At 67.0% G+C, this 23,454-nt stretch carries 19 protein-coding genes, 1 tRNA gene and 1 pseudogene; 8 read left to right on the forward strand and 13 right to left on the reverse strand.

Going from position 1 to position 23,454, the window contains the following annotated elements; translation table 11 throughout:
• Nucleotides 1-2: 2 nt before the first annotated feature.
• A complete protein-coding gene (locus tag ACZYVJ_RS05420; RefSeq protein WP_463830091.1) occupies nt 3-704 on the forward strand; it encodes an alpha/beta fold hydrolase in 702 nt (233 codons plus the stop codon).
• A 370-nt stretch (nt 705-1,074) separates the two neighbouring features.
• Here ACZYVJ_RS05420 and ACZYVJ_RS05425 read toward each other — a convergent pair.
• The 6 genes from ACZYVJ_RS05425 to ACZYVJ_RS05450 form a co-directional block, all read right to left on the reverse strand.
• Nucleotides 1,075-1,148 (reverse strand) — tRNA-Ile (locus tag ACZYVJ_RS05425).
• Between the two features lie 146 nt (nt 1,149-1,294).
• Nucleotides 1,295-1,675, reverse strand: a complete 381-nt coding sequence (locus ACZYVJ_RS05430) for a hypothetical protein (protein ID WP_463832848.1) — start codon at nt 1,673-1,675, stop codon at nt 1,295-1,297.
• 373 nt (nt 1,676-2,048) lie between these two features.
• Nucleotides 2,049-2,471 (reverse strand): hypothetical protein, encoded by a 423-nt coding sequence (locus ACZYVJ_RS05435; RefSeq protein WP_463830092.1) that lies wholly within the window; start codon nt 2,469-2,471, stop codon nt 2,049-2,051.
• Between the two features lie 362 nt (nt 2,472-2,833).
• Nucleotides 2,834-3,691, reverse strand: a complete 858-nt coding sequence (locus tag ACZYVJ_RS05440) for a carboxymuconolactone decarboxylase family protein (RefSeq protein ID WP_463830093.1) — start codon at nt 3,689-3,691, stop codon at nt 2,834-2,836.
• 40 nt (nt 3,692-3,731) lie between these two features.
• Nucleotides 3,732-5,105, reverse strand: coding sequence for a metallopeptidase TldD-related protein (locus ACZYVJ_RS05445; RefSeq protein WP_463830094.1), 1,374 nt, complete (start codon nt 5,103-5,105; stop codon nt 3,732-3,734).
• A gap of 49 nt (nt 5,106-5,154) precedes the next feature.
• Nucleotides 5,155-6,675 carry a TldD/PmbA family protein gene (locus ACZYVJ_RS05450; protein ID WP_463830095.1) on the reverse strand — a complete coding sequence of 507 codons (1,521 nt, stop codon included), beginning with the start codon at nt 6,673-6,675 and terminating at the stop codon, nt 5,155-5,157.
• A 73-nt stretch (nt 6,676-6,748) separates the two neighbouring features.
• On the opposite strand from ACZYVJ_RS05450, the gene ACZYVJ_RS05455 reads away from it, so the two are divergent.
• Genes ACZYVJ_RS05455 through ACZYVJ_RS05465 form a run of 3 tightly spaced genes read left to right on the forward strand, consistent with a single transcriptional unit; the run spans nt 6,749 to nt 9,766 of the window.
• Nucleotides 6,749-7,618 carry a carbohydrate ABC transporter permease gene (locus tag ACZYVJ_RS05455; RefSeq protein WP_463832849.1) on the forward strand — a complete coding sequence of 290 codons (870 nt, stop codon included), beginning with the start codon at nt 6,749-6,751 and terminating at the stop codon, nt 7,616-7,618.
• On the forward strand, nt 7,605-8,429 hold the full coding sequence (locus ACZYVJ_RS05460; protein ID WP_463830096.1) for a carbohydrate ABC transporter permease: 825 nt from the start codon (nt 7,605-7,607) through the stop codon (nt 8,427-8,429). Before ACZYVJ_RS05455 ends, ACZYVJ_RS05460 begins: the two co-directional genes overlap by 14 nt.
• Nucleotides 8,426-9,766: an ABC transporter substrate-binding protein gene (locus ACZYVJ_RS05465; protein WP_463830097.1), complete on the forward strand. Its 1,341-nt coding sequence runs from the start codon at nt 8,426-8,428 to the stop codon at nt 9,764-9,766. The genes ACZYVJ_RS05460 and ACZYVJ_RS05465 overlap by 4 nt, the downstream gene beginning before the upstream one ends.
• 7 nt (nt 9,767-9,773) lie before the next feature.
• On the opposite strand, the gene ACZYVJ_RS05470 is transcribed toward ACZYVJ_RS05465, so the two are convergent.
• Genes ACZYVJ_RS05470 through ddaH form a run of 3 tightly spaced genes read right to left on the reverse strand, consistent with a single transcriptional unit; the run spans nt 9,774 to nt 13,367 of the window.
• Nucleotides 9,774-11,228, reverse strand: a complete 1,455-nt coding sequence (locus tag ACZYVJ_RS05470) for an amino acid permease (RefSeq protein ID WP_463830098.1) — start codon at nt 11,226-11,228, stop codon at nt 9,774-9,776.
• A gap of 28 nt (nt 11,229-11,256) precedes the next feature.
• The gene (gene rocD / locus ACZYVJ_RS05475; RefSeq protein ID WP_463830099.1) at nt 11,257-12,507 is read right to left on the reverse strand and encodes an ornithine--oxo-acid transaminase; all 1,251 of its coding nucleotides are present in this window, start codon (nt 12,505-12,507) and stop codon (nt 11,257-11,259) included.
• Nucleotides 12,504-13,367, reverse strand: coding sequence for a dimethylargininase (gene ddaH / locus ACZYVJ_RS05480; RefSeq protein WP_463830100.1), 864 nt, complete (start codon nt 13,365-13,367; stop codon nt 12,504-12,506). The genes rocD and ddaH overlap by 4 nt, the downstream gene beginning before the upstream one ends.
• A 122-nt stretch (nt 13,368-13,489) precedes the next feature.
• Between ddaH and ACZYVJ_RS05485 the strand changes: the two genes are divergently transcribed.
• A complete protein-coding gene (locus ACZYVJ_RS05485) occupies nt 13,490-13,936 on the forward strand; it encodes an Lrp/AsnC family transcriptional regulator (RefSeq protein ID WP_463830101.1) in 447 nt (148 codons plus the stop codon).
• Nucleotides 13,937-13,992: 56 nt separating this feature from the next.
• Here ACZYVJ_RS05485 and ACZYVJ_RS05490 read toward each other — a convergent pair whose 3' ends face one another.
• Nucleotides 13,993-14,847 (reverse strand): CbiQ family ECF transporter T component, encoded by an 855-nt coding sequence (locus ACZYVJ_RS05490; RefSeq protein WP_463830102.1) that lies wholly within the window; start codon nt 14,845-14,847, stop codon nt 13,993-13,995.
• Nucleotides 14,844-16,886, reverse strand: coding sequence for an ABC transporter ATP-binding protein (locus ACZYVJ_RS05495; protein ID WP_463830103.1), 2,043 nt, complete (start codon nt 16,884-16,886; stop codon nt 14,844-14,846). Before ACZYVJ_RS05495 ends, ACZYVJ_RS05490 begins: the two co-directional genes overlap by 4 nt.
• Before the next feature lie 107 nt (nt 16,887-16,993).
• Here ACZYVJ_RS05495 and ACZYVJ_RS05500 point away from each other — a divergent pair, with 107 nt between their 5' ends.
• The 3 genes from ACZYVJ_RS05500 (at nt 16,994) to ACZYVJ_RS05510 (ending at nt 22,129) form a co-directional block, all read left to right on the forward strand.
• A complete protein-coding gene (locus tag ACZYVJ_RS05500) occupies nt 16,994-17,482 on the forward strand; it encodes a MarR family winged helix-turn-helix transcriptional regulator (RefSeq protein WP_463830104.1) in 489 nt (162 codons plus the stop codon).
• A gap of 132 nt (nt 17,483-17,614) precedes the next feature.
• The gene (locus ACZYVJ_RS05505; protein WP_463830105.1) at nt 17,615-20,074 is read left to right on the forward strand and encodes an ATP-binding cassette domain-containing protein; all 2,460 of its coding nucleotides are present in this window, start codon (nt 17,615-17,617) and stop codon (nt 20,072-20,074) included.
• Nucleotides 20,075-20,176: 102 nt separating this feature from the next.
• Complete coding sequence (locus tag ACZYVJ_RS05510) at nt 20,177-22,129, forward strand: acyl-CoA dehydrogenase family protein (protein ID WP_463830106.1); 1,953 nt, start codon at nt 20,177-20,179, stop codon at nt 22,127-22,129.
• Here ACZYVJ_RS05510 and ACZYVJ_RS05515 read toward each other — a convergent pair.
• Both ACZYVJ_RS05515 and ACZYVJ_RS05520 read right to left on the reverse strand, forming a co-directional pair.
• Nucleotides 22,119-22,757: pseudogene (locus ACZYVJ_RS05515) on the reverse strand (MFS transporter); the annotation flags it as partial. The gene ACZYVJ_RS05510 and the pseudogene ACZYVJ_RS05515 overlap by 11 nt on opposite strands.
• Before the next feature lie 62 nt (nt 22,758-22,819).
• A complete protein-coding gene (locus ACZYVJ_RS05520; protein ID WP_463832850.1) occupies nt 22,820-23,287 on the reverse strand; it encodes an LppP/LprE family lipoprotein in 468 nt (155 codons plus the stop codon).
• Nucleotides 23,288-23,454: the final 167 nt, after the last annotated feature.

Raw genomic sequence — 23,454 nt, forward strand, 5'->3', positions numbered from 1 at the left:
CCGTGTCGACGTATGTATTGATTCCGGGCGCCTGGCACGGCGCGTGGTCCTGGCGGCCGGTCGCGCAGCGGCTTCGCTCGACGGGTCACCGGGTGATCACGGTGACGCTGCCCGGCATGAACGACGGCGACGACCCTTCGGGCTATCGGCTCCAGGACGCGGTCGATTACATCTCCGACGAGGTGCGCCGGCTGGAATCGGGCACGGTGGTGTTGGTTGCGCACAGCTGGGGCTGCTTCCCCGCAACGGGCGCCGCGCGGTCGCTTGCCGGCCGGGTGGAGAAACTCATCTACTACAACGGCCACGTGCCGCTTCCCGGCAGGTCCCTGATGGACGAAAATCCGCGGGACAAGCGCGTGTCAGGGCTGCGGCGGATAAAGGAATCCCCGTTTAATGCAGTTCCCGCAAGCCTGGAATACCTCAAACGGGAATTGATGCAAGGCGTCTCTCCCGACCTGCAGGCGTTAGTGGCCGATCTGTTGACACTTCAGCCCGGTGGTTACTTCCTCGACGCCCTCGACTTTCACCCGCTCGATCTCGGTATCCCGATGGCATACATCACCGGCGACGACGACCTGGCGATGCCGCGGCCGGCGGTCCAGTCCGCCGCCCGGATCGGAGTCCAACCCATCGTCGTTCCGGGGACGCACAACGGGTTGCTGACCCATCCCGACGAGGTGGCGAAGGCAATCCTCGCCGCTTGACCGGCCGCTGACCTGTCAACCGAGTAACTGTCGGCGGTAGTTAGTCGGCGTAATGGCGAGCTGTCGTCGGGTCACGGCAGCCAGGTGTTGAGAGCTGGCGAACCGACATTGGTACTCCAATCACCTAGTTTTCCAGCGCTTCTGCGTCAAAATCGGGTCTAACAGCGGCTGCTCGCGCATGACGGCAAATCAGCAGGTTGCGCGACGGTTGTGGACGTCGTGTGGACACAGGGCAGGCTCGACGCGACTGCTGGCAACGTGAGACGGCCGCGTAGTCCGAACGCGCGGTGTGGACGCCAGTGCAGATGGGGGGTCGAAACCGTCTGCGGCAACGGCGACAGAATGCCGTTCTACCTGCACAAACGCTCTGTGGGGCGGGCGGGGCTCGAACCCGCGACCAACGGATTATGAGTCCGCGGCTCTAACCAACTGAGCTACCGCCCCCGACAGGGTTGTCCGTAGGAAACCGTAGCCGAAGACGGGAGTCAGGGTACGTCGGGCGGCGCCGCCGCCTCGACCTGAGCCGACACGCACGGTGGGCGCCCCATATCGGTAGCGCCCACCGGCAATGCAGCTCTATGTCCCCGCGGTCAGGCGGGCGCGGGCCCCGCCTGGGGGGCCTGGGACTTGATCTTGGGAATCATCTCGGGCGCGTAGACGAAAATCGCCGACTCCACCTCCCATTCGGCCTGGGCCTGACTCATGGGCGTCGTCCGCGTGATCATGTTGATCAGTTCCTGGCCCTCTCCGTACGGATTGGGGTTGGACCGAACCTGATCGGCGAACCACCGCCCCTCGGCGGCCTCGCTGCAGTCATTGAAGTCGGCGTTGTGCACCATCTTGTTCTGCGCAAGCAGCTTGATGTACTGGTCGTCCGCTGGGCTCATATTGCACGACGCCGACGCCTGCGGCGCCGACACCACAGCGCCGCCCAACATCGCGGCGCCCAGCGCAAGGCCGGCGGCCCCCACCGTGAGCGCCTGCAAGCGCGATCGTGTCGTTGTCACTTCTCCGGACCCCCTTATCGTGAAATTCGCTAGCTTCCCTTTCGCAGCAGAGTTCGGGTACCACCGGTCTGAAGCGTCGCAAACGACGATTCCAAGAAACAACGCGTGAACAGCAATTAGCTAAAATTACTGTGCGAGAAACTATTCGGGTCTAAATCGGTAACAGCGACGGGTCCGTCGCGGGAAATGCGCCCGCCTCGCTGACACCGCAATCCTGGGTGTCGTTGCCGCAGATTCGAGTTCGCTGGCATACCAACACGAAAACGGCCGGAGGGCAAAGCCCTCACGGCCGGTTGCGTTTGAGCGCGCTAAACCCGCTGCGCCCCAGTAAGTCTCGCTATGCCGTCGGCCAGTTTGCTTTCGCGGCCTGGTCTTTGATCTTGGGGATCATGTCGGGCGCGTAGACGTAGATCGCCGACTCGACTTCCCACTCGGCCTGGGCCTGAGTCAACGGCGTGGTGTTCGTGATCATGTTGACCAGCTCTTGGCCCTCGCCGAACGGATTGGGGTTGGACCGCACCTGGTCGGCGAACCAGCGTCCCTCGGCGGCCTCATGGCAATCGCTGTAGTCGGCGTTGTGCACCATCTTGTTCTGCGCGAGCAGGTTGATGTACTGATCGTCGGCCGGACTCAAATTGCAGGTGGCCGAGGCGAGCGGAGCCGACAGCACGGCGCCGCCGAGCATCGAGGCGCCCAGCGCGACGCCGGCAGCCCAGACCGATGACACTCGAACGCGCGAGCGTGTACGGGTGCTTGTCATTCCGAACCTCCCTTTGCGCGGGAACGCTGTCGCGTCCGGCGCAACCCAAGCTAGAAATCCTGTAAACAAACTGACCGGAAAAGCCATCCGGCTCGGGCCACGTTGCCATCTCGTTACCGTCACTTCTCGGTGTCGTATCAGTGTCGGCGAACGCGCTAAAAGTAGCGAATGACCCCCACACACAGCGGAAACGGACGCTTGCGCGTCCGTGTACGAATGGTTAACATTTCGTGCCCTCGCCCCCGGACAGGGGGGCCGCTGGACCCTCAACCCCGCGGCGAAACAACACCCGTGGCCTGCTACGACCGACCCTCGCCGCGCGGCCAGTTAAGACCGGTCCGCCGAGCGCACGTCCGCAAACGTCAGCTGAATACGGTCTGGCCGTCGGCGGCGAGCAAGTACCGCTCAGTGCCGGTCTCGACGCGCGGTGCGTCGGCGCCCAAGGACACGGCGACTTTATTGCTGGCATTTCGCATGATGTCGAACGTGAGTTCCACGGCTTCGGCCTCGGAGAACCGGGAGCGCACCTCGGCGACATCGTCGGCGACGAGGTGCGCAGGGGTCCAAATTAACGCATCGACATAGCGCAGCGCTGCTTTAGCGCGGTCGTCGAGCAAACTCGACGATTCGAAGCGCTCAATCTCCTCATACAGCGTTTCCGAACCGCCGGCATCGAGCGCGTTGCCCTCGCGGAGCGAGTTACACAACCGGCAATTGTGCTGCGCCGCCCCACGCAGCCGAACCAGTTCGGAGGTCACCGGGTCGAGCGCACGCATTCGCGCCACCGCGATTAAAAAGTCGTTGAACACCGGATCCGACGGATCGGTGGTGTGATCCCAGGCAATTGGCTGACCGACCCAGCCGAGGTATTGCGCACCGACGCCGAGCGCTTCGAGTCCGGCCCGCACCCGCGGGACGAAGTCGGCGATGTACATCTGCACGACGACGCCAAAGGTGCGGTCCCCTAACTGCTTCCACAACCGCGACCGTTGCTCGGCGGTGACCGACGAGACGTCGGCGCTGAATTGTTCGGCGAATTCGGCGACCGCGGCCTCGGCTTCCGATTCCGGCTCGCCGACCTCGACGCTCGCGGGCAGCGGCGGCAGCGACATCGTCTGCGCGCATACCTTGCGAACCAGCGCCGCCAGGCGACCGTCGCCCGGGGCTAACGACACCAACCGCGTGAGCTGGTCTTCTCGAACAGAAACCGGAGCCGCCATCCGTCACACGCTAGAACGCGCGCTGCCCTGCGGCAATGAATTACTGGGCCTGGCTCACCGATGACATGTGGAAGTCGGGTATGCGCAGCGAGGGCATGGCGGCGCGGGTGGCCCAATCTCCCCATTCGCGGGGCAGGGTCTTTTCACTGACGCCGGCTTCGGTGGCCCGTCGCAGCAGGTCCAGCGGGCTCTCGTTGAATCGGAAGTTGTTCACCGCCGCGGTCACCTGGCCGTCCTCGATGAGATAGACCCCGTCGCGGGTCAGCCCGGTGAACAACAGGGTGGTGGGGTCGACGACGCGGATGTACCACAGCGTGGTCAGCAGCAGGCCGCGTTCGGTGGCCGCGATCATGTCGTCCTGACTGGCCGTCCCGCCGGTCATCACCAGGTTGTCGGCGGCCACCGCGACGTCGACGTCGTATTTGGCGGCGGTGGCCCGCGGATAGGCCAGCGCGTTGATCACTCCGTCGCGGATCCAGTCCACCTGATTGATCTCGGCACCGTTGTCGAACACCGACACCGTCTCCGAGGAACTGCTGACCGCCACGAACGGCGTGCAGGCCAGGCCGGGCGCCATGGGATCGGAGTAGAGCGTCAGCGGCAGATCGGTGAGCCGCTCCCCCACCCGGGTTCCGCCGCCGGGCGCCGAGAACGCGGTCCGCCCCTCCTGGGCGCCCCGGCCGGCCATCGACCACGCCATGTAGATCATCATGTCGGCCACCGTCGACGGCGGCATGATCGTCTCGTAGCGTCCCGCCGGCAATTCGACGCTGCGCTGCGCCCAGCCCAGTCGCGTCGAGAGCTGCTCGAGCAGCGAATCGGTTGGCACGTCGACGAAGTCGGGCGTCCCGACGCCCGCCCAGGCGCTGGCGTCGCCGCGTTTGGCGTTGATCTCCACCGCCCCGGTGGGCTGGGTGAAACGTCGCCGCAATCCCGTCGACGAGGCCAAGAAGGTCGTCGAAACACTATGGTGGGCAAAGCCGTACAGCCGGTCTTCGCCGCGGAAGCCGCGGCTCAGCGAGTCGGCGACGTCGGAGAAGACCAAGGGCCCGGTGCCGGGCACCGGTGCGTCCCAATCGACGGGCACCCCGGTATCGCTCAGCAGCGGCGCGGCATCACCCGCCTCCGGCGCCGCGCCGGCCGCCTCCTGCGACGCGGCCACCAGCCCGGGCAGCACCCGCGGGTCGGCCTCGGCGGACACCACCGTGCCGATGCGGGCGCCGGACCCGCGACGCACCACCGAAATCACCGTCACGCTGCGGCTCACCGAAACCCCGTTGGTGGTCATCGAATTGCCCGCCCACCGCAGCGTGGCCTCGACCTTGTCGGTGACCAGCACCATGGTCTCGTCGGCGCGGCCGAGCTTGGCCGCCTCATCGAGCACGATGTTGACGACATGCTGTGCAGTGATCACTGGCGCCCCTCCTCAGCATCGCGTCGCTCTGCATCGTCGCCGGCGCGGATCACTGGCGCCCGCCCTCGGTGCGGGTGTTGAGCACGTTGACGCCACGGAACAACGCCGACGGGCAGCCGTGGCTGACCGCCGCGATCTGCCCGGGCTGGGCCTTGCCGCAGTTGAACGCACCACCCAAGCGCCAGGTCGACGCTCCCCCCACGGCCTCCATCGAATTCCAGAACTCGGTCGTGGTGGCCTGATAGGCGACGTCACGCAGCTGACCGTCCAGCCGGCCGTCGCGAATCTGGAAGAATCGCTGACCGGTGAATTGGAAGTTGTAGCGCTGCATGTCGATTGACCATGACTTGTCGCCGACGATGTAGATGCCGTCCTCGACCCGGCCAATCAAGTCGTCGGTGCTGATGTCGTCGGGCGCCGGCTGCAGCGACACGTTCGCCATCCGCTGCATCGGCACATGGTGCGGCGAGTCGGCATACGAGCAGCCGTTGGAGCGTGGCTGCCCCAGTCGCTGCGCGAACACCCGGTCGAGCTGGTAGCCGGTGAAGATGCCGTTGCGCACCAGGTCCCAGCTTTGCGCGGCCACCCCCTCGTCGTCGTAACCGATGGTGGCCAAGCCGAATTCGACGGTGCGGTCGGCGGTCACCGTCATTACCGGGGACCCATACCGCATGGTGCCCAGCTTGTCCGGCGTGGCGAACGACGTGCCGGCGTAGGCCGCCTCGTAGCCGATCGCGCGGTCGTATTCGGTTGCGTGTCCGATTGATTCATGGATCGTCAGCCACAGGTTGCTCGGGTCGATCACCAGGTCTTTGCGACCCGGAACGACGGTGGGCGCCTTGATCTTCTCGGCCAGCAACGACGGCAGCTGCGCCAGCTCGTCGGTCCAGTTCCACACCTCGTCGCCGGCCAAAACCTCCCAGCCCCGGCCCATCGGCGGCGCCAGCGTGCGCATCGAATCGAAGCTGCCGGCCGCGGGGTCGACCGTCACCGCTTCGAACGAGGGCAGCACCCGCACCCGCTGCTGCGTGATCGAGGATCCGAACGTGTCGGCATAGAACGTCTGCTCCTTGACGGCGGTGAGCACCGCCGACACGTGGTTGATGCCCTCGGCGCTCAGCAACCGCCCGGAGTAGTCCTCCAGCACGGCGATCTTGTCGGTGGTCGGAATGTCGAACGGGTCGATCCGGTAGTCCGAGACCCAGGCCGCGTCCGCGTAGACCGGTTCGGGCGCCAGCTCGACGCGCTCGCTGCTCAGGGTCGCCAAAGTGGTTGCCACGTGTACCGCACGCCGCGCCGTCTCGGCCGCCACCGACGGCACCAGCTCCGCGTGCGAGGCGAATCCCCAGGTGCCGTCGACGATCACTCGCACCGCCAGCCCGACCTCACGATTGATCACCGCCGTCTCAAGCTCACCGTCGCGCAGCTGGATGATCTCGGTGATGATGCGATGAACCCGCAGGTCGGCGTGCGTCGCCCCGGCCGCCTTGGCCGCCGCGAGCGCGGCGCCGGCCAGGTCGTGGCGCGGCAGGTCCAGGAAGTCGGCATCGATCCCCCGATTCGGTGTCACGCGTCCACCGTAACGGCCGGTCACCCCAAACCCCGGCGGCGCCCGCTTTAATTACCCCATGGCCGGCGCGGTGCTGAGGAAACAACCTCGATCCACCGCACTGGGCTACGCGCTGCTGGCGCCGAGCCTGTTCGGCGTGCTCGCCTTTCTGCTGCTGCCCATCCTGGTCGTGCTCTGGCTGAGCCTGTGCCGATGGGATCTGCTCGGCCCGCTGCACTTTGTGGGCCTGTCCAACTGGCGGTCGGTGCTGACCGACGCCGGGTTCGGCAACTCGCTGATTGTCACGGTTACCTTCGTGGCGATCGTGGTGCCGGCGCAGACCGTGCTGGGGCTGCTGGCCGCGACCATGCTGGCCCGCCAGCTGCGCGGCACCAATCTGTTTCGCACCCTGTTTGTGCTGCCGTGGATTTGCGCGCCGCTGGCCATCGCGGTGCTGTGGCGCTGGATCCTGGCTCCCACGGACGGCGTCGTGAGCACCGTGCTCGGGCACAGCATCGAGTGGCTCTCGGATCCCAGCTTTGCCTTGCCGCTCGTTTCGGCCGTGGTGGTGTGGACCAACGTCGGCTACGTCTCGTTGTCGTTTCTGGCGGGCTTGCTGGCCATTCCCGACGAAATCTACGCCGCGGCGCGCACCGACGGCGCCACCGCGTGGCAGCGGTTCTGGCGTATCACCATGCCCATGCTGCGGCCGACGACCTTCTTTGTGCTGGTGACCGGGATCGTCAGCACGGCACAGGTTTTCGACATGGTGTACGCCCTGACCGGCGGCGGACCGGCCGGCAGTACCGACCTGGTGGCCCATCGCATATATGCCGAGGCTTTCGGTTCGGCGTCTATCGGCCGGGCGTCGGTGATGGCGGTGGTGCTGTTCGTCATCCTGATCGGGGTCACCCTGGTTCAGCACCTCTACTTTCGGCGGCGGATCAGCTATGACCTCACCTAGTCGCACCAGCAACGTCGCGATTTATGCCGGGCTGTCGCTCGGCGCGCTGATCACGTTGGCGCCGTTCGCACTTGGATTGATGACGTCATTCACCTCGGCGCACCAATTCGTCACGGGCACCCCGTTGCAGCTGCCGCGGCCACCCACGCTGTCCAATTTCGCCAACCTGGCCGGGGCCGGGTTCGTCCGGGCGGCGGCGGTGACGGCCTTGGTGACGGCGGTGATCCTGGTGGGCCAGTTGACTTTTTCGGTGCTGGCCGGATACGCGTTCGCGCGCCTGCAATTTCCCGGCCGTGACGCGCTGTTCTGGGTCTACATCGCGACGCTGATGGTGCCGGGAACGGTCACGGTGGTCCCGATGTATCTGATGATGGCCCAGCTCGGCCTGCGCAACACGTTCTGGGCGTTGGTGCTGCCGTTCATGTTCGGCTCGCCCTACGCGATCTTCTTGCTGCGCGAGCACTTTCGGATGATCCCGAACGACTTGATCAACGCGGCCCGCCTGGACGGGGCGAAGACCCTGGACGTCATCGTGCACGTGGTGATCCCGTCCAGTCGCCCGGTGCTGGCCGCGCTGGCGCTGATCACGGTGGTCTCGCAATGGAACAACTTCATGTGGCCGTTGGTGATCACCAGTGGGCACAAGTGGCGAGTGCTCACCGTCGCGACCGCCGACCTGCAGTCGCGGTTCAATTCCCAGTGGACGCTGGTGATGGCGGCGACCACCGTCGCGATCGCCCCGCTGATCGCGCTGTTCGTGGTCTTCCAGCGCCACATCGTCGCGTCGATCGTCGTCTCGGGACTCAAGTGACCCGGCCCCGCTTTTCGACACTGGTCGCGGGATCGGTTGCGCTGGTGGCGGTGCTGCTGGCGGCGATGGCGGTACTGCTGGATTACTCCGGCCAGCCGCATGGCGGCAAGACCATCGTCACCGTGCGTATCTGGGGCGACCAGATCGGCGGGGCCTACCGACAATCCTTCGAGGCCTTCAGCCGTGCGCATCCCGACATCGAGGTCCACCTGAACCTGGTGGCGTACTCGACCTACTTCAACACGCTGCGCACCGACGTGGCCGGCGGCAGCGCCGACGACATCTTCTGGCTGTCCAACGCCTATCTCGCGGCGTATGCCGACAGCGGCCGGCTCCTGAACATCGGCGACCTGCTTGGGCCGATGGCGGCGTCGGACTGGGAGCGGCCGGTCGTCGAGCAGTTCACCCGCAACGGAACGCTGTGGGGCGTGCCACAGCTGACCGACGCGGGAATAGCGTTGTACTACAACACCGATCTTCTCGCCGCGGCCGGCGTCGATCCCGCCCAGCTGAACACGTTGCGGTGGAGCCCCGGCGGCGGCGACACGTTGCGTCCCCTGCTGGCCCGGCTGACCCTGGACGCCGACGGAAATCGCGGCGACACATCGCATTTCGACGCCGGTCGGGCGCGGCAGTGGGCGTACAACGCGGCCAACGACCCCCAGGGCATCTACCTGAACTACATCGGATCGGCCGGTGGCGTGTTCCAGCGGGGCGACGCGTTCGCGTTCGACAACCCCGCTGCCGTGACCGCCTTCCGGTATCTGGTCGACCTGATCAACCGCGACCACGTCGCGCCGCCCGCGGCCGACACCAACGACAACGGCGACTTCTCCCGCAACCAGTTCCTGGCCGGCAGGATGGCGCTCTTTCAGTCCGGCACCTACAACCTGGCGCCGATAGCGCGCGATGTCCGCTTCCACTGGGGTGTGGCGATGATGCCGACCGGGCCCGCGGGCCGGGTCAGCGTCACCAACGGCATTGCCGCGGCGGGCAATGCGGCGACGAAGCATCCTGACGCGGTGCGCCAGGTGCTGGCCTGGATGGGCAGCAAGCAGGGCAACGAATACCTGGGGCGTTACGGTGCGGCCATCCCTGCGGTGACCTCGGCCCAACCGGTCTACTTCCGGTACTGGGCCGCGCGGGGCGTGGACGTCACGCCGTTTTTCGCCGTGCTGAACGGTCCGCGGATCGCGGCGCCCGGCGGTGCGGGCTTTGCCGCCGGCAATGACGCCCTGCAGCCGTACTTCGACGAAATGTTCTTGGGTCGCGGCGATGTCGCGGCGACGCTGCAGCGGGCTCAGGCGGCGGCCAATACCGCGGCTTCGCGCCAGTAGGGACCCGTCACCGGGCGTCGTCCGCTGACCGCTCGACTGCCTCGTCGTTGAGCGCGCTATGGTGGCGGCCCCAGACGAAATAGAAGATCAACGCCAGCGACACCCAGCCGCTGAACGCGATCCAGGTGTACCAGTGCAGGCTGGCCAGGATGTAGCCGCAGGCCGCCACCGAAAGGATCGGCGTGACGGGATAACCCGGCACCTTGAATCCCCGAGGCAGATCGGGCTCACGCACCCGCAAGACGATCACCCCGACGGAAACCACGATAAACGCCGTGAGGGTGCCGATCGACACCATGTCGGCGAGCTTTTGCAGCGGGATGAACGCGGCCAGCGCCGAGGCGACGATCGCGACGATCACCGTGTTGTTCACCGGCGTCATGGTGCGCGCGTTCACCGTCGCGAACCTCGCGGGCAACAGCCCGTCGCGGCCCATGGCGAACAGGATGCGGGTCAGGCCGTACATCGTGACGAGCGTGACGCTGAAGATCGAAATGACCGCTCCGGCAGCCAGAATCGTGCCGGCCCAGCCGCCGTGCGTGACGTTGTCGAGGATGGTGGCCAGCCCGGCTTCCTGCTGGCCGGCGAAGTTCTGCCACGGCTGGGTGCCCAGCGCGGCCACCGCGACGAGGACGTAGACACCGGTGACGGTCAGCAGCGCGCCGATCAGCGCGCGCGGCATGGTTGTCTGCGGATTCTTCACCTCGTCACCCGCGGTGGACACGGCATCGAGGCCGATGTAGGAGAAGAAGATGGTGCCGGCGGCCGAACCGATACCGGAAACACCGAAGGGCGCGAAGTCACGGAGATGGCTCGCGTCGAACGCAGTGAAAGCGACGACGGCGAAGACGACCAATACGCCGAGCTTGATCATCACCATGATGGCGTTGACCTTCGCCGACTCGCTGGCGCCGCGGATAAGCAGCAACGCGCACATCACGATCAACAGGACCGCCGGCACGTTCACGTACCCCGGTTGGGAATCCCATGGCGCGGCCGACAAGGCCTGCGGCAGCTGGAATCCCAGGACATTGCTCAGCAGCTTGTTCAGGTAACCACTCCAGTTCACGGCGACCGCCGCGGTGGCCACCCCGTATTCCAGCAGCAGGCACGCCGCCACGCCCACGGCCACCACCTCGCCGAGCGTGGTGTAGGCATACGAATACGACGACCCCGAAACCGGCACCGCCGAGGCCAATTCGGCGTAGCAGACGGCCGCTAGCCCCGCGGCGAGGCCCGCGAGGAGGAAGGAGACGATCACGCCCGGACCGGCCTCGGGCACGGCCTCAGCCATGACGAAGAAGATGCCGGTGCCGACGGTCGAGCCGACCCCGAACATGGTGAGCTGGAAGGTTCCGATACCGCGCTTGAGGTGATCGGCGGTCCCGTGTGCGACATGCGCACCCACCACCGGGCGCCGCCGGAGCAACTGGTCTTTCAGGCTGATCGACGTGGCTGGCAAGCGCCCCTCCTGTGGCCGGATCAGCTGATTATGAAGCAGCCTCCCGCAAAACCGCAGCAAGCCGGCCAACCGCCCACTCGATCTCCTGGGCGGTGACCACCAACGGCGGGGCGAAGCGCAGCGTCGAACCGTGGGTCTCTTTCACCAGGACGCCGCGGTCGGCCAGCCGCAGGCTGATCTCCTTGCCGGTACCCAGCGACGGGTCGATGTCGACGCCGGCCCACAAGCCCAGGCCCCGTATCTCCTGGACACCGTGGCCGATCAGCTGTCGCAGCCGCCGATGCAGGTGCGCGCCCAGCGCGGTCGCCCGGGCCTGGAATTCCCCGCGCGCCAGCATGGACACCACCGTGGTGCCGATGGAGGCGGCCAGTGCGTTGCCGCCGAAGGTGGACCCATGCTCGCCGGGGTGCAACACGCCCAGGACCTCCCGGTCGGCCACCACCGCCGACAGCGGGACCACTCCGCCGCCCAGCGCCTTGCCCAGCAGGTAGACGTCGGGGACCACCCGCCACCGGTCACAGGCGAACGTGTAACCGGTGCGCGCCAGGCCCGACTGGATCTCGTCGGCGATCATCAACACGTTGTGCTCGCTGCACAGCGCGCGGACCGCCGGCAGGTAGTCGTCGGGCGGGACGATGATCCCCGCCTCGCCCTGGATGGGCTCCAACAGCACCGCGACGGTGTTGTCGTCGATCGCCTGCGCCAGCGCGGCGGCGTCACCGAATGGCACTGAACGGAATCCCGGCGTGAAGGGCCCGAACCCATTTCGCGCGGCGGAATCCGAGGAGAAGCTGACGATGCTGATCGTGCGGCCGTGAAAGTTGTTGTCCGCCACGATGATGTTAGCCTGATCCGCGGGTACCCCCTTGACGTCGGCGCCCCATTTGCGGGCGACCTTGAGGCCGCTTTCGACGGCCTCGGCGCCCGAGTTCATCGGCAGCACCATGTCCTTGTCGCACAGGTAGGCAAGTGCAGCGCAGAAGGGCCCGAGCTTGTCGGAATGAAATGCGCGGCTGACCAACGTCGCGGTGTCGAGTTGCGCATGTGCGGTGGCGGTGATTTCCGGGTTGCGGTGACCGAAGTTCACCGCGGAATAGGCGGACAGGCAATCCAGGTACCGGCGGCCGTCGATGTCGGTGATCCACGCGCCCTCGGCGCATGCGGCGACCACCGGAATCGGCGAATAGTTGTGCGCTGCACGCCTTTCCGCCAGCCTGATCGCGGCGTCGATCCGGTTGGCGGTGACCTTCTGCAACGTCTGCGCATCGAGAATCGTCATGGAAATGCCTCCAGGGTGCAGCACTTGACGGAACCGCCGCCCTTGAGCAGCTCGGACAAATCGACGCCGATCGGCTGGAAGCCGGCCCGGCGCAGCCGCGCGGCGAAACCCGTTGCCGCGCTGGGAAGTACCACGTGCAGGCCGTCGGAGACGACGTTGAGACCCAGCACGTAAGCATCGGCCGTGTCGGCGATGATGGCGTCCGGGAACAGCGCGCCCAGCTGCTCCCGGGCGTCCGCGCTGAATGCCGGCGGGTAGAACGCGATGGTGTGATCGTCGAGAACGGCCAGGGCGGTGTCGAGGTGGTAGAAGCGAGGGTCGACCAGCTCGAGCGAGATCACCGGCGCGCGCAGCGCCGCGGAGATTTCCGCATGCGCCCGCCGGGCGGTGCGAAATCCCCAGCCGGCCAACACGATGTCACCGACCTTCAGCAGGTCGCCCTGCCCTTCGTTGACGTGGCGGGTGTGCACCGGCCGGTAGCCCAGCGACGACATCCACCGGGCATAGGCGCGCGATTCGCCCGCCCGCTCGGCGTACCGGAACTTGGCGACGATCGCGACATCGCGCGCGACGAACCCGCCGTTGGCCGCGTAGACCATGTCCGGAAGCCCGGGCACGGGTTCGATGACCTCCACGTGATGCCCCAGCCGTATATAGGTGTCATGCAAGCGTTCCCACTGCGCTTGCGCGAGGCCGACATCGACGGGTGTGGTGATGTCCATCCAGGGGTTGATCGCGTATTCGACTGCGAAGAAGGCCGGCGGCGTCATCGCGTACCGACGGACGCTCGGCGTGCGACCGAGCGTGACGGGCCCGGCCGACCTCGCGGTGCCAGGCGCTAGTACATATTGTTCCGTCATGAATCAACGATATTTGGGGTGCTGTTGTTAATCAAACCACGCATATTGCGTGTCTATGGCGTATTTATTGCGCTACAGTGGCGAAATCGCCGATTTGTTGTTTAGCGCGGGGAAGGGACACCATGGACCGCTTGGACGAGACCGACGAGCGCATCCTCGCCGAATTGACCGAGCATGCGCGCGCCACCTTCGCCGAAATCGGCGAAAAGGTGAATTTGTCTGCGCCGGCGGTGAAGCGGCGGGTGGATCGGATGCTGGACACCGGTGTCATCAAGAGTTTCACCACGGTGATCGACCGCAATGCGCTGGGCTGGAACACCGAGGCTTACGTGCAGGTGTTCTGCCACGGCCGGATCGCGCCCGACGAGTTGCGAGCGGCCTGGGTGGATATCCCCGAGGTGTTCAGCGCCGCGACGGTCACCGGGACCCCCGATGCGATCCTGCATGTGCTGGCCCGCGATATGCGACATTTGGAGGCGGCTTTGGAGAAAATCCGGTCCAGTGCGGACATCGAGCGCAGTGAGAGCATCGTCGTGTTGTCCAACCTGATCGACCGGATGCGGCCCTAAAGTGCGGACCAGCTTCCACAGGTGATTTCGGTCATCTGCTCGCGCAGCCGAGTTGCCTAATGGATTTGCAGCATCGAGTCGATCACGACTCCGGTGGCGCCGGCCGCGACGGTGATGCCGAGCGTCACCCAATCCGCCAGCTTCGGTCGCGCCGGTGCGGCCGCCAGCTGCCCGATGCCGCCTCGGGCAGTGATCGCGTCGCCCATCTCGTCGGCCCGTCGCAGCGTCACAACAATTGCCGCCGTTAGCAAATCGATCATGTCGCGGGCCTGCTGCCGCCGCCGGGCCCTGCGGTTCCGCGGTTCCTGGTTGGGGCGCAGCCGCCGGGCGGCGTAGAGCACCTGGAACTCTTCGATCAACATCGGGAAGGCACGCAACGCAAGCGCCAAGGCGACGGCCCACTCGTCGCTCGGGATCCGCAGCCACCGCAGCGGTCGACCCAAAGCCGCCAGCGCCGGCCCCATTTCGGCGACATTGGTGGTCCACGACAGCATCGCGCCGAGCCCGATCAACACGATCGACAGCGCGGTGACCCGCACGAAGTGCAGCGTTCCGCCCAGCCCGATGTGCACGCCGGCTATCTCGATCACCGGACTACCGGCGCCGAGCGCGGCAGTTATGCCGCCCACCGCCAGGGCGATCCATATCCAGCGCCGCGGCGACGGCAACGCGCCGCGGGGAATGTGGGCGAGCCGGGCCGCGGTGATCAGCAAGACCAACATCAGCCCGACGGTCGCCCAGCCCGGGTAGAAGGTCAGCAGTATCGAAACACCCAGTACCACCAGCAGTTTGGTGCCGGCCCACAACTCGTGAATCTTCGACGTGCCGGGCACCGGCACCAACAACACCACCGGACGGTGCGTGCGCCGGGTGCGGGTGGGTGCCGGTTTGGTGTCCGCGGGTGCCGTCACGACATACCCCCCGCCGCGGTCGAAGCCGTTTCCAGCATGCCGTCGCGCAGGAACAACGCTCGCGGGCAGAGCTCCTCGAGCCCGACGATGTCGTGGGAGATCACCACGACCGTCAGGCCTCGTTCCTTGCGCAGGTTCTCCAGCAGCCGCAGCAGGCCGCGCTGGCTGCCGATGTCCAATCCCGCCAGCGGCTCGTCGAGGACCAGCGCTCGCGGGGAGCGCGCCAGCAGCCCGGCCAGCACCACGCGGCGCATCTGGCCGCCGCTGAGCTGATCGATCCGGCGCTTGCCCAATGCCGGGTCCAGCCCGACCGAAATCAGCGCTTCGGCCACGCGGTCCGTGTCAAGGTGCGAAAAGCCCGCTGCTGATGCAACTTCGGCGTCGACGTGATCGCGCATCAACTGCAACCGGGCGGACTGGAAAGACAGCGCGACCTCGCCCACGCGCTCGTGGGTGGGCTCGCCATCGATCAGGCAGGTACCGGACGTCGGGGTCGTCAGGCCGGCCATGATCCACGCCAGCGTCGACTTGCCCGAGCCGTTACCGCCGTGAATCAACACCCCGTCGCCCTGCTCCACTACGAAGCTGATATTGCGCAGGGCGACCTTGGACCACGGTGTGCCGCTGGCGTATTCGTGGCTGACATCAATGAGTTCCAGCACCGGCGTCCGCGAGCTGTGACCGACGGCGGTGGTCTGGGCCGGTGCGGTCGCGGTGTCGCTCGTCACGGTGTTGTCCGGTGAATCGCTGAGTTTGATGATGCGGTCGGCGGATGCGGCCTCGTTGTCGTAATGGGTGATGTGCACCAACGCCGTCTGGTGCCGCTTCGAGAGGCCGGAGAGCACGCCCAGCAAGGCATCTCGCCCCTGCTGGTCGACCATGGTGGTGACCTCGTCGGCGATCAGCAGCGCCGGATCCCGCGCCAGCGCGGCCGCGAGCGCGAGGCGCTGCAGTTCCCCGCCGGACAAACTTCCGGTGTCGCGTTCGGCCAGCCCGTCGAGGCCGACCTCGTGCAGTAGTTGGTTGACGTCGATCTCGGCGTCCGGGGGCAATCCCCACACCACGTCGTCGGCCACCCGGGTGCCCAGAACCTGGCTTTTGGGGTGCTGCAACACAATTGCCGTGCCGCCCATCTCGCCGAGTCCGACCGTTCCCGGGCGCTCGACACTGCCCGCCGTCGGTGCCCGGCCGGCCAAGATCAGCATCAACGTCGTCTTCCCCGAGCCGTTGGCGCCGGTCACCGCGATGTGTTCGCCGGCCTGGACATCGAGACTGATCTCGCGCAGCGCGTCCTGCTCGGCGCCGGGGTACCGGAACCGCACCTTGTCCAACCGCACCGGCACCGGCCCCACCGGACTGCCTTGTATCCGCGCATCATCGGAGGTGTCCAGCTTGTGGACGTCGGGGATTTTGCGCATCCGCTCCAGCAGGCGGGACAGTGCCGACCAGCTGATGAACGCAACGATGACGACCAACAGGACCATGTAGGGGAAAATCAGCAACGGCCAGTGCTGTATCCCGTCGGCGACGTACCGCTTGAGCCCCACGCCGACGCCTTGCAGGTGGACCCAATTCAGGAACGCCGCGACGCCGTTGGCGTTGGCGGTGATGACGTCGAAGAACAAGTGCCGCAGCCGGGTCAGCACCGCCAGCACAGCGACCCAGCCGGCGCCCCAGAGGACTCCGGCGGCCAACGACAACAGGGCGACCGTCGGCAAGCCGCGGCCTTTGCGTTTGACGATGCCGCACAATCCGCCGACCCAGGCGCAGTCGATCAGCATGAACAGGCTGCCCAGCCCGGCGATCAAAAAGGCGATCACCCCGCCGGCCACCGTCGCGGCCATCAGCGCCCGGGGGCGGTAGCGGTAGGCGAGCAGTCCCATCGGCACGGTGCCCAGCACGCCGAGTCCCTGAGCGAACGGGATTACGGCCGCCAGGATCTCGATCGCCGCGCAGAGGGCCCCCATGACCGCGGCCTGTGCCAACTCATTTGGCCGCAGCGCCCCTTCCTTCGATGGCCGGAAACGCAGCAAGGTCACTTAGGCGATTCTGCCAGCCGCGAGCAGGAGTGTCCGCTGAAGATGGGTTTTGCGCGGCGCGCGTCGTCTTTTCGCCTCGCTTAGCAAAGCTATGCAACCATGGAGACATGGACAACGTCGTCGATGCCGCAAAGCTCGAGGGAGTGCAGGGACTGGGAGCCGACCTGCTCGCCGTGGTCGCGCGACTCAACCGAATGGCCACCCAGCGCATCCAGATGCCCTTGCCGGCAGCACAGGCCAGGCTGCTGGCCACCATCGAAGCTCACGGCGAAGCCCGCATCGGTGACCTGGCCGCCGTCGACCACTGTTCGCAGCCGACGATGACGACGCAGGTGCGCCGCCTCGAGGAGGCGGGCCTGGTCACCCGCATGGTCGACCCGGGGGACGCGCGTGCGGTCCGGATCCGCATCACGGCCGAGGGCCGGCGCACGCTCAACGCGGTTCGGGCCGACCGTGCCGCCGCGATCGAACCGCAGTTGGCGCTGCTCGACGACGCGGACCGTCAGGTGCTGGTACACGCGGTCGACGTGTTGCGCGGGCTGCTGGACAACGCCTCGCTTGCCACGTCCCTTGCGGGCCGCCGCAACCCACTGTGAGCGGCCCGACGCCGGCGGTTCAAGCTCGGGCACGGGTAGACACTTAAACGAGCGCGGCGACCGACGCCTGAGGGCGAGGCAGTCCTGAACGCGAGACCAAATCGAGCTGACCGGTGACGAAAGGTGGCGGCCATGCCGACCGAGGCTTCGGCCCTTCCGGCCTCGCTGACCGTATGGGCCGGACCGACGCGTTATGTCTTCACCCCGGGCCGCGACGTGATCGTGGGCTACGGCCCGGGCTGTGACATCCCGCTGGCGCAGCTGGGCAATCCCCCGCAACCGCACCCGGCTCCCCGGGTGGACGTGATCCTGCGATTCACGGGGACTCACTGGGTGGCCATCGATCTGAGCCGCCGCGGCATCTTCGCCGGCGGATCGCGGGTGCCGACACTCGAGATCCGCGACGGCCTGGGAATCAGCATCGGGGATCCTCAGCACGGTCCGCGCCTGGTCTTTCAAACCGCGCCCTCGGTCGCGCCGCCCGGGCCTCCCCCGCCCGGCAGGCCGGCGTCTCCCCCGCAGGCGCCTCCGGTCCCACCCGGCGCGCCGCCGCCGGGACGTCCGAACGAGCCCGACCCGCGGGTTCCCACGCAGAGCGCCACCCAGCGCATGCCTGTGGTCACGCCCCCGCCGCCCGCCGCCCAGCGACCTGTCCAACCCAGCGCACCACCCCCGCCACCGCCACCGCCACTTGGTGCGGTTCTCCCACCCGGGGCGCCCCCCGCTCAGCCACCGGTCCCGCCGCCCGCCGCGGAACCCGAGCTGCACAAGGGCCCGAGCCTGATCGAGCGGATGGTGACCAGCAAGCTGCGCGCCCAACGCCCCTCCTTCCGCACCGAGGAACCCGACTCCACCTTTCGGCTACCGCTGCAAACCGCGTCGCGCACCACCGGGGTGACGGCCTACCAGCTGGGGCTGGCGGTCGATGGCCGCGAGACGCTGTCGGGCATCTCGTTCACCGCGCGTCCCGGCGCCATGACCGCGGTCATCGGGCCGTCGGCCGCACGCAATTCCGCCCTGCTCGCGCTGCTGGCCGGCACCAGAGAACTCAGCGCCGGGCGCGTCGTCGTGGACGGACACGACCTCCACGCCGAGCCGCAGTCCACGCGTACCCGCATCGGGGTGGTCCCGCGCAAAGACCGCCTGCACCGGCAGCTCACCGTCGCGCAGGCGGTGAAGTACGCCGCCGAACTGCGGCTGCCACCGGACACCGTGCGCGAGCAGCGCGACCGCGTGGTCAGCCAGGTTCTCGACGAACTCGAGCTGACGCCGCACCGGGACATCAGAATCCGCAAACTCCCACCCGAGCTGCGGCGCTGCGCCGCCCTGGCGGTCGAGCTCGTCAGCCGGCCGAGCCTGCTCGTGGTCGACGAACCCACCGCCGGACTCGACGCGGCCCAGCAACGCCACGTCATGGCGATGCTGCGGCACCAGGCCAACATCGGCTGCGCCGTCGTGGTCGCGATCTCGGCGCACACGTCGCTCGCCGACGTGAACGCGTGCGACCAGGTGTTGGTGCTCACCGGCGCGGGCAAAGTCGCATACCTCGGAACGCCCCTGCAGATCGAGTCCGCGATGGGCACCACCGACTGGTCGCGGGTGCTCGCTCAGGTCGGCGCCGATCCCGAGGGCGCCCACCGGGCCTTCCGCGCGCGGCCGCAGACCGCGGCACCGACCATCCCGCCCGAAGTCGCGGCACCCGGTCCGCCGCCGCGCGGGCTGTCCAGAAGCCGGCAGATCCGGTTGCTGGTCCGGCGCGAGATCCGCCTGCTGCTGGGCGATCGCATCTACCTTGCGTTCCTGGTGATCCTGCCGTTTGTGCTGGCGGGGCTCGCGCTGCTGATCCCGGGTGATTCCGGTCTGACACGTCCCGACTCAGGCAGCACCAACGCGCACGAAGCCATCGAGATCCTGGCCGCCTTCAACATCGCCGCGGTGATCATCGGCACGGCGCTGACCATCCGCGCGGTGGTGTGCGAGCGTCGCGTCTTCCGCCGCGAGCAGGAGATCGGTCTGTCCGCGCCCACCTACCTGACGGCCAAGATCACCGTGTACGGCCTGGCCGCGGCCGTCTGGACGGCCGTCGTGTTCGCGATCGTCATCGCGGTCAAGGGCGAGCCGGGACGCAGCGCCGTCTTGCTGCACAACGCCACGATCGAGCTCTACGTGAGCGTGGCCGTTACCGCGATCGTCTCCGCGGTCATCGGCCTCGCGCTGTCGTCGCTGGGCAAGTCGCTGCGGGAGGTGCTGCCGCTGGTGATTCCGGTGATCCTGGCGTCCGCGCTGTTCAACGGGAGCCTTGTGCAGCTGGTGAGCGTGTTGGGTCTGCAGCAGATCAGTTGGTTCGTCCCGGCCCAGTGGGGTTTCGCGGCCGGGGCGTCCACCGCGAATCTGCGCAGGGTCGACTCGCTGGCCGCCGACGCCGTGACATGGACCCACTACAGCGGCTGGTGGGTGTTCGACATGGGGATGCTCGTGTTGTTCGGCGTCATCGCGGCCGGCTTCACGCTCTATCGGCTACGGTCGCCCTTGGGCCAAAGCCGCCGCCCGTCCCCCGATCCCGAGCCGCACGCCGGTCATCCCGAGCGCTGAGTTTCCGGCGCCGGCGGCCGACGACCGCCGTGAAGTTTCGTTCGGCGGCATGAACTGTCGTCGATGTTCGCCGCGACGCGAACCGCCCATTACTGTCGGCTTATGGCGCCTGAAACGACTACCACTGCCGAGTATCTGCGCAACGCCTTGGACGGGCGGTGGCGCGATGTCAGAAACCGGATGCGCGACACGCTCACCGAGGACCTGTTCCGCCCGCACTACACACCGAACACCGTGATCGCCCGCACCAAGGTGGCGGAGCAGATGCGAATCATGGCGGCGTTCGGCGCGGCCGCCGACAGCTTCAAGAAGGAACACGGCGGCACCGGCGACGTCGGTGCGGCGATCACGATGATCGAGATGCTGGCGATGTCGGACCTGTCGCTGATGGTGAAGGCCGGCGTGCAGTGGGGACTATTCGGCGGGGCCGTGGAGAACCTGGGCACCGAGCGCCACCATGAGAACTACGTGCCCAAGATCATCAGCCTGGAATTGCGCGGCTGTTTCGCGATGACCGAGACGGGACACGGCAGCGACGTCCAGTCGCTGGAGACCACCGCGACCTACGACCCGCAGACCCAAGAGTTCGTCATCGACTCCCCCACGCCGTCCGCCCGCAAGGACTACATCGGCGGCGCCGCCGAAACCGCAACCATGGCAGCGGTTTTCGCGCAACTGATCACCACCGAGGACGGCAAGCCGGTCAATCACGGTGTGCACTGCGTCCTGGTCCCGATCCGCGACGAGGACGGCAACGACCTGCCCGGCGTCACCACGTCGGACTGCGAGTACAAGGGCGGGCTGCCCGGCGTCGACAACGGCCGCATCGTGTTCGACCACGTCCGCGTCCCGCGGGTCAACCTGCTGAACAAGTACGGCGACGTCGCGGCCGACGGCACGTACAGCTCGCCGATCGACAACCCGAACCGCCGGTTCTTCACCATGCTGGGCACCCTGGTCCGTGGCCGGATCACCGTGGGCGGCAGCGCGGGCGCCGCCGGCCGGGTGGCACTGGATATCGCCACCCGATATGCGTTGCAGCGCAGGCAGTTCAGCGCACCCGATGACGATTCCGAGGTGCTGATCATGGATTACCTGGTGCACCAGCGGCGACTGTTTCCGTTGATCGCGAAGTCATACGCACTGCAGTTCGCGCAGAACGAACTGGTCGGCAAGTGTCACGATGTGCAGAGCGCGGACGCCCCGGACGCCGACGAGCAGCGCGAGCTGGAGGCGCGCGCTGCCGGGCTGAAGGCCGCCAACACCTGGCATGCCAGCCGCGCGATCCAGGAGTCCCGCGAGGCGTGCGGCGGCGCGGGCTACATGGCCGAGAACCGGCTGATCGGGCTGCGGGGTGACACCGATGTCTTCACCACGTTCGAGGGCGACAACCACGTGCTGACCCAGCTGGTGGCCAAGGAGCTGCTGACCGCCTACGCCGACGACATCAAGAGCATGAGCCCGGTCGAATGGGTTCGCTTCGCCGCCAACACCGTTGGCGAACGTGTCGTCAAACGCACTGCGGCAGAAGCGATCATCCAGACGATCGTGGATGCCCGCCAGGACAGCGAGGAAGAGGGCAGCCTGTTCAACCGCGGCACCCAAATCAAGATGTTCGAAGACCGCGAGGAATATCTGTTGGCATCCGTGGCACGCCGGCTGCAGGCCAAATCCAAAGAGATGTCAGCATTCGACGCCTTCAACTCGGTGCAGGATCACGTGTTGCATGCGGCCAGCGCGCACATCGATCGAGTCATCTTGGAGGCGTTCGTCGCCGGGATCGACGCGTGCCCCGACGAGCAGGCCCGCGAACTGCTCGGCATCCTGTGCGACCTGTACGCGCTGTCGGTCATCGAGGACGACAAGGCCTGGTACATCGAGCACCGCTACCTGTCCACCGAGCGCGCCAAGGCGGTAACCCGGGGAATCAACGACCGTTGCCGCGCGCTGCGCCCGCACGCCGAAACGCTGGTAGATGGTTTCGGCATCCCGGAGCGGCTGCGTTACGTCGAGATGCTGCACCCGGAGAACCTGGCCGAGGCCGTCACGAGCTGACGGGCTGCTCGGAGATCGGCTCCGGGGCCGATCGCTGCGGCCGCACGTACCTCGTCCAGGTCAAGAATGCCGCGGCGACGTAGCAGATCATGAAGGCCCAGAATGCCGGCGTCTCGGTGCCGGTGGTGGTGTAGGACTCGCGCAGCGCCAGGTTGATCACCATGCCACCCAGCGCGCCGAACGATCCGGCGAACCCGATCAACGCCGCCGACCTGACGCGTTCCCAGTGGCGGCGCTCGGTGTTGTCGAGGTCCAGCGCGCGGCTGCGCTCGGCGAACACGGACGGGATGAGCTTGAACACCGATCCCTTCCCGACGCCGCAGAAGATGAACAGGACGATGAATCCTGCGATGTAGCCGGCGGTGGTGTAGATGGAAACCGGTGCGCCGGGGGCGCGGGTCAGGTCGTCGTGGGTGCTCACAGCGACCAGGAACCCGCCGGCGGCGATCATCGCGGCCAGCACCGTGAGCGTGACGCGGCCGCCGTCGAACCGGTCGCCCAGCTTGCCGCCGATCACCCGCGCCACCGATCCGAGCAGCGGACCGATGAAGGCGATCTCCGCGGCGTGCAGGGCCGCTTGCGCATGGGGCTGCCCGCCGGCGATCAAGTTGTGCGCGATCACCTGGCCGCACAAGGCCATTGGTCTCCCGCGAAGCCTCGGGCGCGCAAGGAAGTCATTGGGGTGGAACGTTATTGATTCGGAACCTTGCCCAGGGTTTGCAGCTTGCCGTCCGGGCCGATCCGGAACTTCACCGTTCCGATCCCGGTGGGGCAGCACAGCTGATCATTTCCCTTCTGCCACTGGTATTGAACGGTGACGGTGTCATCCGAAGGCGGTAGCACGGTTATATACGGCTTCGGGTTCGAGGTGGGGCTACCGAGCGGCGTGTTGTGGTCGAAGAACAGCAGTTGCTGCGGACTCGATTCGCTGGCGATCGTCGGAATGATCTGCACCCAGTGCAACCGGCAGTTTCGCGTGTGCCCCCGGCCCATCTCGACCCAGATGGTGCCGGGGATGGCGATGGGAACCGCGGTGATGGCCCGGCGCACCGTATCGGCCGTGGGCCCATCGGAGTCCTTGCAGGTGTCGGGCCGGGCCTGCGGGGGCGCGGTCGGCTTCCAGCCACAGCCGGAGGCCAGCAAAACCAGAAGGATCACAATGAGCTGACGCACACGGTGAGCTTAGCGAAGACTGTGAATGTCCCGTCGGTTTGGTCAAAAACCCCGTTCTGAGAAGCGTTTCGAGGGTCGTGCTGACTAACCTCAAGCGGGACGGGCGGTCAGCGGTGACCTGCGCTAACGCGATCCTGGGCCATGAATTCCCC

The sequence above is a fragment of the Mycobacterium sp. IDUB_3 genome (assembly GCF_055419585.1).

What these genes read in the sequence shown, in the direction of transcription:
- ACZYVJ_RS05435 (WP_463830092.1), bottom strand. Translation starts at nt 2,471, where the DNA reads ATGACAAGCACCCGTACACGCTCGCGCGTTCGAGTGTCATCGGTCTGG.
- ACZYVJ_RS05440 (WP_463830093.1), bottom strand. Translation starts at nt 3,691, where the DNA reads ATGGCGGCTCCGGTTTCTGTTCGAGAAGACCAGCTCACGCGGTTGGTG.
- ACZYVJ_RS05460 (WP_463830096.1), top strand. Translation starts at nt 7,605, where the DNA reads ATGACCTCACCTAGTCGCACCAGCAACGTCGCGATTTATGCCGGGCTG.
- rocD (WP_463830099.1), bottom strand. Translation starts at nt 12,507, where the DNA reads ATGACGATTCTCGATGCGCAGACGTTGCAGAAGGTCACCGCCAACCGG.
- ddaH (WP_463830100.1), bottom strand. Translation starts at nt 13,367, where the DNA reads ATGACGGAACAATATGTACTAGCGCCTGGCACCGCGAGGTCGGCCGGG.
- ACZYVJ_RS05485 (WP_463830101.1), top strand. Translation starts at nt 13,490, where the DNA reads ATGGACCGCTTGGACGAGACCGACGAGCGCATCCTCGCCGAATTGACC.
- ACZYVJ_RS05500 (WP_463830104.1), top strand. Translation starts at nt 16,994, where the DNA reads ATGGACAACGTCGTCGATGCCGCAAAGCTCGAGGGAGTGCAGGGACTG.
- ACZYVJ_RS05505 (WP_463830105.1), top strand. Translation starts at nt 17,615, where the DNA reads ATGCCGACCGAGGCTTCGGCCCTTCCGGCCTCGCTGACCGTATGGGCC.
- ACZYVJ_RS05510 (WP_463830106.1), top strand. Translation starts at nt 20,177, where the DNA reads ATGGCGCCTGAAACGACTACCACTGCCGAGTATCTGCGCAACGCCTTG.